We start from the raw sequence: 10,072 nt of genomic DNA, 5'->3' as shown, positions 1-10,072 counted from the left end.
GCCGGCAGGGCAGCGGCCGTGGCCGGGGTTCCGCGCCCGTGGCCGAGCCGCGCGAGAAGGCGCCCCAGGACCGGCTCGGCGCCCCGCCGAAGCTGCCCAAGAACGGCCTGCGGGTGTTCGCGCTCGGCGGCATCGGCGAAATCGGCCGCAACATGACCGTGTTCGAGTACGACGGCAAGCTGTTGATCGTCGACTGCGGTGTGCTGTTCCCCGAGGACCAGCAGCCCGGCGTCGACCTGATCCTGCCCGACTTCCGGCCCATCGAGGACCGGATGGACGACATCGTCGCCATCGTGCTCACCCACGGTCACGAGGACCACATCGGCGCGGTGCCGTTCCTGCTGCGCAACCGTCCCGACATCCCCGTGATCGGCGCGCGGTTCACCCTCGCGCTGGTCGCCGCCAAGTGCCGTGAGCACCGGCTGCAGCCCAAGCTCATGGAGGTCGCCGAGGGCGAGACCACCGTGCACGGCCCGTTCGAGTGCGAGTACTTCGCGGTCAACCACTCGATCCCCGACGCCATCGCGGTCGCCATCCGCACCAAGGCGGGCGTCGTGCTGCACACCGGTGACATCAAGCTCGACCAGCTGCCGCTCGACGGCCGCCTGACCGACCTGGCCGGCTTCTCGCGCCTCGGCGACGAGGGAGTCGACCTGTTCCTGGTCGACTCCACCAACGCCGAGGTCCCCGGCTTCGTCACTCCCGAGCGCGAGATCGGCGGGGTGCTCGACAATGTCATCGGCAAGGCGCGCAACCGCGTCATCGTCGCCTCCTTCGCCAGCCACGTGCACCGCATCCAGCAGGTCGTCGACGTGGCACAGAAGTACAACCGCAAGGTCTGCTTCGTCGGCCGCTCGATGGTGCGCAACATGCAGATCGCCCAGGATCTGGGCTATCTGACGGTGCCCGACAACGTGGTCGTCGAGATGGACCAGGCCGCGAACCTGCCCGGCAACCGCCTGGTGCTGATCTCCACCGGTTCCCAGGGCGAACCGCTCTCGGCGCTGGCCCGGATGGCGCGCGGTGACCACCGCCAGATCAACATCCGCGCCGACGACCTGATCGTGCTGGCCTCCTCGCTGATCCCCGGCAACGAGAACTCGGTGTTCGCGGTGGTCAACGGCCTGGCCCGGCTCGGCGCCACGGTCATCACCCAGCAGAACGCGAAGGTGCACGTCTCCGGTCACGCCTCGGCCGGTGAGCTGCTGTACCTGTACAACGCGGTGCGCCCGACCAACGCCATGCCCGTGCACGGCGAATGGCGGCACCTGCGCGCCAACGCCGCGCTCGCGGTGGCCACCGGCGTGCCGGAGGAGCGGGTCGTGCTGGCCGAGGACGGCGTGGTGGTCGACCTGGTCGACGGCATCGCCTCCATCGTCGGCCGGGTTCCGGTCGGGCACGTCTACGTCGACGGCCTCTCGGTCGGCGACGTCGGCGAGTCGACCCTGTCGGACCGCCTGGTCCTGGGCGAGGGCGGTTTCATCTCGATCACCGTCGTCATCGACTCGACCACGGGCAAGGCCGTCAGCACCGAGCTCAACGGCCGCGGCTTCTCCGACGACCCGACCGCGCTCAACGGCGCGAACGAGCTGGTGGAGTCCGAGCTGCTGCGGCTGGCGGGCGAGGGCATCACCGACACCCACCGCATCGCCCAGGGCGTGCGCCGGGTGGTCGGCCGCTGGGTCGCCGACACCTACCGTCGCCGTCCGATGATCGTGCCGACGGTCATCGGCGTCTGACCTTCCGAGACCGACAACCGCCGGGCGACACTGTCGCCCGGCGGTTGTGGTCGCGGGTCAGGCCTGGCAGGCCGCGGAGTCGAGCTTGGCCGACTTCACGATGTTGCAGGCGAAGGTGTGCGAGACCTTCCAGGAATCGTCCTCGGCGACGAAGTCGACGAAGGCGTCCTGCACCGGCTTGCCGTCGATGGTGACATCGGCGTCGGCCTTGAGCTTGCCGTCGGCGGGCTCGCCGACCTTGGTGATCGCGACGGTCACCTTGTTCTTGTTCGCGGCGTCGACGAACTTGTCGACCAGCATCGGATCCTGATCGGCGTCCTCGATGTAGGTCTTCTTCTCGTCGCCGGTGAGCTTGCCCGCCAGCGCCTTGTTGATCCGGCTGTTCAGTTCCTCGGCGGTCGGCTTGGGCAGGTTGGGCGGGGTGGTGACCGCGAGGTCGCCGCCTTCTTCCTTGCCCTGCTTGGTATTGCCCGATTCGAAGGCGCCGCCCGCGGCGGTCGTGCTGCTCGCGCCCGCGCTCGACGAGCCCGAATCGCTGCTGCACGCGCTGAGCCCGAGCGCCGCGACGATCGCGACGAGGGCGGTGGCGGTCTTCAGTGGACGGTTGGTCACTACAACTCCCCAGATACTGTTCTCGATACGGGTCGGGCTAGAGCTGGTAACCGCTGGTGCAGTTCCAGTGCTTGATGCTGGCGTTGCCCGGATTGTTGTTCAGCGCTTCGCGTTTGGCGCCGCCGATGGTCGAGGCCGAGCCGTAGCTCCACCAGCCGCGCGAGATCGCGATAGCGCCGCAGCCGTTGCGATACGACACCTTCACATCGCACCCGCCGCCGCCTCCGCCGCGCCGGCATGCCGCCATCGCGCCTGCCTCCGCCTCGGCATAGCTGCCGTAGTCGGTGGCGTACCCGTAGACCCCCGGTTTGATCGATACCGCGATGGCACCGTAATTGCTCGACTGCGCCTGGGCCGGAGCGATGTGCCCCGCGAACAACGCCGCGGTGGTGGCACCGAGCACGGCCGCGCTGGTGAGCATTCTCTTCACTTGTTGCTTCCCCTTCGTAAGCACGGGTCAACCGACCCGATGGAGCGCAGTCAACGTACCGAGCGGCACCTCGCGCGCGCCAGCCGTAGCGCCGCCTACGGGCCGAAATACAGGAGTTCGGTAAGGATTCGACAAGTCCGGGCCCGCGAAACGCGGTCGCGCGCGAGTTTTCCCCACGCTGACCGGGGGCCCGCGACCTGCGCCTGCGGGTGAGATCACCGTCGCAACCGGGGTGGGACCAGTGTTGCGGATGGTCCGGACGGGGCCTGAGCGGCTAGCCTGATGGTCATGGCAGGTAAGTCCCGCAGCACCACGACCTCTCGGGCGCGGGCGGGATCGAGCCGGGGGCAGACGCCGCCGCCGCGATCTCGCTCGACGACTCCGCGAGCGTCGGCGGCGCCACGCGGGCGTACCGCCCCCGCGCGCAGGCCGGTCAAACGCGCGTCGAACACCGCGCCGCTGGCGGTGATCGGGCGCGGCGTCGGCAGCGGCTGGACCATGCTGGCGCGCGGCGTCGGCGCCACGACCCGCACGCTGAGCCGCGCCGGGGAGATCGAGCACGGACACCGGCGCGACGGCATCGGTCTGGCGCTCATCGCGGTGAGCGCGGTCATCGCCGCCGCCATGTGGCTCTCGGCGGGCGGACCCGTCGGCCGTTTCCTCGAAGACGTCGTGCGCGCCGTCGCGGGTACCGCGGGCGGACTGGCTCCGCTGTTGTTCATCGCCCTCGCCGTGGTGCTCATGCGCACCGAGCCGCATCCGGAGATCCGGCCCCGGCTGGTGCTGGGCGGCCTGCTCGTCGTGCTGCCCGCGCTCGGCATCTGGCATCTGGCCGCCGGGTCGCCCGCCGACGCGCACGGGCGTTCGCGGGCGGCGGGCCTCCTCGGCTACGCCGTCGGCGGTCCGCTCGGGCAGGGGCTCACGCCCTGGCTGGCGCTACCGATTCTGTTGCTGGCCATGGTGTTCGGTGTCCTGCTGCTCACCGGGACCACGGTGCGCGAGGTGCCAACGGCGCTGCGGGAGTACTTCGGCCTCGGCGAGCACGACGGCGACGACGATCCCTACGACCCGGCCAACTACGACGACGACGGTTTCCCGCTGCACCGCAACCGGACCCGTCGCCGTGGCCGTACCCCCGACGACAACTACCCGCCCGACGAGTTCGGCGGCTCCGACGCGCTCACCGAATCGCTGGGCGAACCCCCGCTGCGCGAAGCCAAGCAGCTGCGCCTCGACGAGGAACCGCCCGCGCCCGAGCCCGCCCCGAAGCCGGCGCGCAAGCGCCCGCCCGCCAAGGTCGTCGACCAGACCCCGCCCGCCCCGCCGGAGCCGGAGTTCGTCACCGACCGGGTCGTCGACGGCGACTACACCCTGCCGCCGCTGACCCTGCTGCTCGACGGTGAACCGCCCAAGAAGCGTTCGGCCGCCAACGAATCGATGATCGAGGCGATCACCGAGGTGCTGGTGCAGTTCAAGATCGACGCCGCGGTCACCGGTTTCGTGCGCGGCCCGACGGTCACCCGCTACGAGGTGGAGCTGGGCCCCGGCGTCAAGGTCGAGAAGATCACCGCGCTGGCCCGCAACCTCGCCTACGCGGTCGCGACCGAGAACGTGCGCCTGCTCGCGCCGATTCCCGGCAAGTCCGCGGTCGGCATCGAGGTGCCCAACTCCGACCGCGAACTGGTGCGCCTGGCCGACGTGCTCAAGTCGCCGCACACCCGCAACGACCATCACCCGCTGGTGATCGGGCTCGGCAAGAACATCGAGGGCGAGTTCGTCTCGGCGAACCTGGCCAAGATGCCCCACCTGCTGGTGGCCGGTTCCACCGGTTCCGGTAAGTCGAGTTTCGTGAACTCGATGCTGATCTCGCTGCTGCACCGGGCCACCCCGGAAGAGGTCAGGATGATCCTGATCGACCCGAAGATGGTGGAACTCACGCCGTACGAGGGCATTCCGCACCTGATCACGCCCATCATCACCCAGCCGAAGAAGGCCGCCGCCGCGCTGGCCTGGCTGGTCGAGGAGATGGAACAGCGCTATCAGGACATGCAGGCCAACAAGGTCCGCCACATCGACGACTTCAACAAGAAGGTGAAGTCGGGCCAGATCACCGCGCCGCTGGGCAGCGAGCGGGTCTACCGCCCGTATCCGTACATCCTGGCGATCGTCGACGAGCTCGCCGACCTCATGATGACCGCCCCGCGCGACGTCGAGGACGCGATCGTGCGGATCACCCAGAAGGCCCGCGCCGCGGGCATCCACCTGGTGCTGGCGACCCAGCGCCCGTCGGTGGACGTCGTGACCGGCCTGATCAAGACCAACGTGCCCTCGCGGCTGGCCTTCGCGACCTCGTCGCTGACCGACTCGCGCGTCATCCTGGATCAACCGGGCGCGGAGAAGCTGATCGGCATGGGCGACGGCCTGTTCCTGCCGATGGGCGCGGGCAAGCCGACCCGTCTGCAGGGCGCGTTCATCTCCGACGAGGAGATCCACGCGGTCGTCGAGTTCAGCAAGACCCAGGCCGAGCCCGAGTACCAGGAGGGCGTCACGGCCGCCAAGGCCGGCGAGGTCAAGGACGTCGACCCCGACATCGGCGACGACATGGATGTGCTGTTGCAGGCCGTGGAGCTGGTGGTCACCTCGCAGTTCGGCTCCACCTCGATGCTGCAGCGCAAGCTGCGCGTCGGCTTCGCCAAGGCGGGCCGGTTGATGGACCTGATGGAGACGCGCGGCGTCGTCGGCCCCAGCGAGGGTTCCAAGGCGCGCGACGTGCTGATCAAGCCCGACGAGCTGGACGGATTGCTGTGGTCGATCCGGGGTGGCGACCCCGGCGGCGCCGAGGACGAGTAGGTCGAACGCACGCCGGTCGGCGCGCGATACTGGTTTGCTCTGACCGTGCCGGGAGTAGACGGCGACGAACGAGGAGGGACCGTGGCTCACCGCGGAGTCGAACCGCGCGGGACGGGCCTCGACAGCCCGTCGGCACCTGCGTGAGCCGGGAGTGTGGACGGTTCCCTCGGCGAGAGTCGAACTCGCACTTGCCGGTACCTGAGACCGGTGCCTCTGCCAGTTGGGCTACGAGGGAATGGGTGATCGCCCCGGACCGCACAGGGCGGGCAGGGGTACGCGGGCGCTCGGCCCGAGGTGGGGGAGGGGTGCCTAGCGGCCTAGGGCCGGACGATGCCGGTCAGCAGTCGCCGCGGGCGCTCGAAAAGCGCTGCGGCCGCACGGCACCCAGGGGTAGCCGGTGCATCTCGACACGGCGTTCGTACTTCGCGGTGGATCCGTTCACGGCTAGCTCCTCTCGGGGTACCGATGGGGTGACGATGCGTCGACGGTAGCAGCGCACGGCGTTCGGCGAAACGGATTTTTCCGACGCGCCGACCGGCCCGTGCGCAGGTCAGGGTGCCTGTGTGTGAAATCATGACGAGCAAGCGTTCCGCAAAGCCGACTGAAACGGACATTTCGGGCATGATGGACGACATGAACTTCATCGATCGGACCACCACATGCAGGTGACCACGCTCGAGTGGGTGATCACCGGTGTGGTGATCCTCGCCTTGTTCGTCTTCGACTTCTTCGCCCACGTCCGCACACCGCACGAGCCGACCTTCAAGGAATCGGGCTTCTGGTCGGCCGTCTACATCGGCCTGGCGCTGCTGTTCGGCCTCTTCGTCGCCTGGAAATGGGGCGGCACCTACGCCGGGGAGTACTACGCGGGCTTCGTCACCGAGAAGGCCCTCTCGGTGGACAACCTGTTCATCTTCCTCATCATCATGAGCACCTTCGCGGTGCCGCGGATCTATCAGCAGAAGGTGCTGCTCATCGGCATCGTGCTGGCGCTGGTGATGCGCGGTGCGTTCATCGCCGTCGGCGCGGCCGCGATCAGCGCGTTCAGCTGGGTGTTCTACCTGTTCGGCGCGTTCCTGATCTACACCGCGGTGAACCTGCTGCGCGAGAGCGGACACGAGGTCGAGCACGAACAGCAACGTGACAGCCGCATCGTGGCGCTGGCCAAGCGGATCCTGCCCACCACCGATCAGTACGACGGCGACAAACTCGTCACCCGGATCGACGGCAAACGCGTGGTGACCCCGCTGCTGCTGGCGCTGCTGGCCATCGGCTTCGCGGACCTGCTCTTCGCCCTGGACTCGATTCCGGCCATCTACGGCCTCACCGAGCAGCCCTATCTGGTGTTCACCGCCAACGCCTTCGCGCTGATGGGCCTGCGCCAGCTGTTCTTCCTCATCGGCGGCCTGCTCGACCGCCTGGTGTACCTGTCCTACGGCCTGGCCGCCATCCTGGCGTTCATCGGCGTCAAACTGGTGCTGCACGCCCTGCACGAGAACACGCTGCCGTTCATCAACGGCGGTGAGCATGTGAGCGTGCCGGAGATCTCCACCGTGTTCTCGCTGAGCGTGATCATCGGCATCCTGGTGATCGCCACGGTGGCGAGCCTGCTCAAGACCCGCCGCACCACCTCCTCCTGACCGCGCACTGCCCCGGAACCGTCGTGGTGTCCGGGGCAGTGCTGTGTCAGCGGGCGCTCACTCGGCGAAGGCGCCCATCACCGGCAGCCATTCGACGACGCGCACGGCCTCGATGAGGTCCAGCTTCGCGAACGGGTCCTCGGTCAGCAGCGTGGTCAGCGACGGCGCGTCCTCGGCCCGGAAGATCAGCAGCGCGCCGGTACCGTCCGGGTACGGGCCGCTGGTGAGCACCGTGCCCGCGTCGACGAGCGCGTTGAGCCACCCGCGATGCTCGGGGCGGTGCGTGGCCCGCTCGGCGGCGGTGGCCTCGGTGTAGGTGTAGTGGACGGCGAAGATCGGCACGGTCGATCACTTTCTCGCGGTGGGCTTGCGGACAGGTCAGAGAGTCAGCAGCATGCGGGTGTTGCCGAGGGTGTTCGGCTTGACGTAGCTCAGGTCGAGGAACTCCGCGACGCCGGTGTCGTAGGACCGGCACATCTCCGCGTACACCTCGGCGGTGACGGGCGTGCCGTCGATCTCGACGAAACCGTGCCTGCCGAAGAAGTCCACCTCGAAGGTCAGCACGAACAGCCGCTGTAGCTGCAATTCGCGCGCGACCGCGACCAGTCGATCGACGACGGCGCCGCCGACGCCGCGGCCCTTCACCACCGGATCGACGGCGACCGTGCGCACCTCGCCCAGATCGGCCCACAGCACGTGCAGCGCGCCGCAGCCGACGACGCGGCCCTCGAGTTCGGCCACCCAGAACTCCTGGACGGACTCGTACAGGGTGACCAGATTCTTCTCCAGCAGGATGCGACCCGCGTACTCGTCGACCAGACGCTTGATCTCGGGGACGTCCGAGGTTCGGGCTCGCCGCACGACGACGTCGGTTTTCCCGGCGGCGGAAGCGGAGCGCGACCACGCAGGGCCCTCGGAGACATCGCGATCGGACACCGCGGAAACAGGCGCCACAGAGGGCGCGGCGGGATGCGCGTCGCTGGTCGAACCACCCAGTGGTCCCCGTGAGGTCATGGGGTGCACAGTAGTCGGCCGGGTTACCGATAGTCTGAACATGTGCCGCACATCCTGTCGTTCCGCTCACCGCATCGCGCCGGGCTCGACGACCGGATCGGGCGGCATTGCCCGCGCGAGCAAACCGCGCGCGAAACGGGTGGATTTCGGCGCAGTGCCGGTGAGTGCCGAGAGGGCGGGGCATGAGAGGTCAGCGCGCGGAGGAGGCAGCCTGCGTAACCACGGAGAGCGCCCGAGCAGGCCGGATGGACGCAGCATGAGCGTGCGACCCGAAGAGATCGACCGTGGGTGGGAGAGGCCCGCGCCACCGCGCACGGCGCCCGACCGTGCCGAGGCGCAGGTCCCGGTGCTCAATATCGCGAACGTGCTGACCATCGCGCGGATCGTGCTGGTCCCGCTGTTCGTGCTGGCGCTGTTCGCCGAAGGCGGGCACGACACCCGCTGGCGGATCATCGCCGCGGCGGTGTTCGGGCTGGCGGCGATCACCGATCGCTTCGACGGGCAACTGGCCCGCAAATACGGTTTGGTGACCGATTTCGGCAAGCTGGCCGACCCCATCGCGGACAAGGCGCTGATCGGTTCGGCGCTGATCGGGCTCTCGGTCCTGGGTGATCTGCCCTGGTGGATCACCGCGGTCATCGTGGGACGCGAACTCGGCATCACCGTGCTGCGGCTCATCGTGGTCCGGCGCGGGGTGATCCCGGCGGGTCGCGGCGGCAAGCTCAAGACCCTGGTGCAGTCGATCGCCATCGCGCTGCTGCTGTTGCCGCTGTCGGGCGCCTTCGCCACCGCGGGCATGGTGCTGATGTACGCGGCCGTCGCGCTGACGGTGATCACCGGCCTGGACTACGTCGGCCAGGCGGCCCGCCTGTGGCTGGCGGGAGGACGCGCGCGCGGCGAGTCCCGCTCGTGACCGATCCGCTCGTCGACGGGGCGCCGGTCGCCGAACTGGTCCGGGCGCTGGCCGCGGCCGGTCAGACCGTCGCCACCGCCGAATCGCTGACCGCGGGCCTGCTGGCCGCCACCGTGGCCGGGGTGCCGGGCGCCAGCGCGGTGCTGCGGGGTGGCCTGATCGTGTATGCCACCGACCTGAAAAGTCGCCTGGCCTGCGTCGACGACGACATCCTCCGGGTCGACGGCCCGGTCGCCGCCTCGACCGCCGAGCAGCTCGCGGTGGGGGCAAGACAGCGCTGTGGCGCCGACTGGGGTGTGGGTCTGACCGGCGTCGCCGGACCCGATTCCCAGGACGGGCACCCGGTCGGGACGGTATACCTCGGATTGGCCGGTCCACGGCACAGTGAAGTGGTCCGGTTGAAACTCGACGGCGACCGGTGGACGATCAGGATCGGTGCGGTGCACAGCGCGGTGCGGGAGTTGCTGCGCTGTGTGACGACGAACTAGCCGCGTCCGGGAACCACCGGCCGATGCTCGACGTTGTGCCAGAAAGAGGTGAGCACCGCTGCGGCGGTGACACGAGGTGGAGGAGAACGAGATGACGCTGCTGCGGGAGGCAATCGGGGACAGTCTGCGGCGTGCGCGTCTCGCCCAGCATCGAACGCTGCGCGAGGTGTCGACCTCGGCGCGTGTGAGCCTCGGCTATCTGTCGGAAGTGGAGCGCGGCCGCAAGGAAGCCTCCAGTGAACTGCTCGCCGCCATCTGCGAGGCACTGGACGTGCCGCTGTCGCGGGTGCTGTGGGACGTGAGCACCATCATGGCCGGCGCGGATGGCTCCGCGCCGCGCGAGCCCGCGCTGACCGGCCCCGCCGCCGAGCGTGAGGCCGCCCCGG

General features: G+C 69.2%; 10 protein-coding genes and 1 tRNA gene. 6 read left to right on the top strand and 5 right to left on the bottom strand.

The features are described 5' to 3' along the window. The coding region (locus V8688_RS29565) for a ribonuclease J (RefSeq protein WP_342802171.1) at nucleotides 1-1,739 on the top strand (1,739 nt) is incomplete at its 5' end. A gap of 57 nt (nucleotides 1,740-1,796) precedes the next feature. Here V8688_RS29565 and V8688_RS29560 read toward each other — a convergent pair. Beyond that, entirely contained in the window at nucleotides 1,797-2,351 is a 555-nt protein-coding gene (locus V8688_RS29560; protein WP_342802170.1) for a hypothetical protein, read from the bottom strand. A 37-nt stretch (nucleotides 2,352-2,388) separates the two neighbouring features. Then, nucleotides 2,389-2,772, bottom strand: a complete 384-nt coding sequence (locus V8688_RS29555; RefSeq protein WP_218717789.1) for a DUF4189 domain-containing protein — start codon at nucleotides 2,770-2,772, stop codon at nucleotides 2,389-2,391. A gap of 297 nt (nucleotides 2,773-3,069) precedes the next feature. On the opposite strand from V8688_RS29555, the gene V8688_RS29550 reads away from it, so the two are divergent. Next, on the top strand, nucleotides 3,070-5,631 hold the full coding sequence (locus tag V8688_RS29550; RefSeq protein WP_218717790.1) for a DNA translocase FtsK: 2,562 nt from the start codon (nucleotides 3,070-3,072) through the stop codon (nucleotides 5,629-5,631). Between the two features lie 161 nt (nucleotides 5,632-5,792). Here the strand turns inward: V8688_RS29550 and V8688_RS29545 are convergent. Beyond that, nucleotides 5,793-5,866 (bottom strand) — tRNA-Leu (locus V8688_RS29545). Nucleotides 5,867-6,290: 424 nt separating this feature from the next. On the opposite strand from V8688_RS29545, the gene V8688_RS29540 reads away from it, so the two are divergent. Further along, on the top strand, nucleotides 6,291-7,271 hold the full coding sequence (locus tag V8688_RS29540) for a TerC family protein (RefSeq protein WP_218717791.1): 981 nt from the start codon (nucleotides 6,291-6,293) through the stop codon (nucleotides 7,269-7,271). Nucleotides 7,272-7,328: 57 nt separating this feature from the next. Here the strand turns inward: V8688_RS29540 and V8688_RS29535 are convergent, their stop codons facing one another. Together V8688_RS29535 and V8688_RS29530 are read right to left on the bottom strand one after the other, a co-directional pair. After that, the gene (locus V8688_RS29535; RefSeq protein WP_218717792.1) at nucleotides 7,329-7,613 is read right to left on the bottom strand and encodes a YciI family protein; all 285 of its coding nucleotides are present in this window, start codon (nucleotides 7,611-7,613) and stop codon (nucleotides 7,329-7,331) included. 36 nt (nucleotides 7,614-7,649) lie between these two features. After that, a complete protein-coding gene (locus V8688_RS29530) occupies nucleotides 7,650-8,285 on the bottom strand; it encodes an amino-acid N-acetyltransferase (protein ID WP_342802169.1) in 636 nt (211 codons plus the stop codon). A gap of 256 nt (nucleotides 8,286-8,541) precedes the next feature. On the opposite strand from V8688_RS29530, the gene pgsA reads away from it, so the two are divergent. The 3 genes from pgsA to V8688_RS29515 all read left to right on the top strand — a co-directional run. Beyond that, complete coding sequence (gene pgsA / locus V8688_RS29525; protein WP_218717793.1) at nucleotides 8,542-9,198, top strand: CDP-diacylglycerol--glycerol-3-phosphate 3-phosphatidyltransferase; 657 nt, start codon at nucleotides 8,542-8,544, stop codon at nucleotides 9,196-9,198. Beyond that, nucleotides 9,195-9,686, top strand: a complete 492-nt coding sequence (locus tag V8688_RS29520) for a CinA family protein (RefSeq protein WP_218717794.1) — start codon at nucleotides 9,195-9,197, stop codon at nucleotides 9,684-9,686. The genes pgsA and V8688_RS29520 overlap by 4 nt, the downstream gene beginning before the upstream one ends. 91 nt (nucleotides 9,687-9,777) lie before the next feature. Beyond that, on the top strand, nucleotides 9,778-10,072 hold a 295-nt coding region (locus V8688_RS29515; RefSeq protein WP_342802168.1), incomplete at its 3' end, for a helix-turn-helix transcriptional regulator.

Source organism: Nocardia sp. No.11 (assembly GCF_038752175.1).
GTDB lineage: Bacteria > Actinomycetota > Actinomycetes > Mycobacteriales > Mycobacteriaceae > Nocardia > Nocardia canadensis.
This window is presented reverse-complemented; position numbering and strand designations above follow the sequence as displayed.

Excerpts from the sequence above, each read along its gene's own strand:
- pgsA (WP_218717793.1), top strand. The coding sequence starts at position 8,542 with ATGAGCGTGCGACCCGAAGAGATCGACCGTGGGTGGGAGAGGCCCGCG.
- V8688_RS29530 (WP_342802169.1), bottom strand. The coding sequence starts at position 8,285 with ATGACCTCACGGGGACCACTGGGTGGTTCGACCAGCGACGCGCATCCC.
- V8688_RS29555 (WP_218717789.1), bottom strand. The coding sequence starts at position 2,772 with ATGCTCACCAGCGCGGCCGTGCTCGGTGCCACCACCGCGGCGTTGTTC.
- V8688_RS29540 (WP_218717791.1), top strand. The coding sequence starts at position 6,291 with ATGCAGGTGACCACGCTCGAGTGGGTGATCACCGGTGTGGTGATCCTC.
- V8688_RS29550 (WP_218717790.1), top strand. The coding sequence starts at position 3,070 with ATGGCAGGTAAGTCCCGCAGCACCACGACCTCTCGGGCGCGGGCGGGA.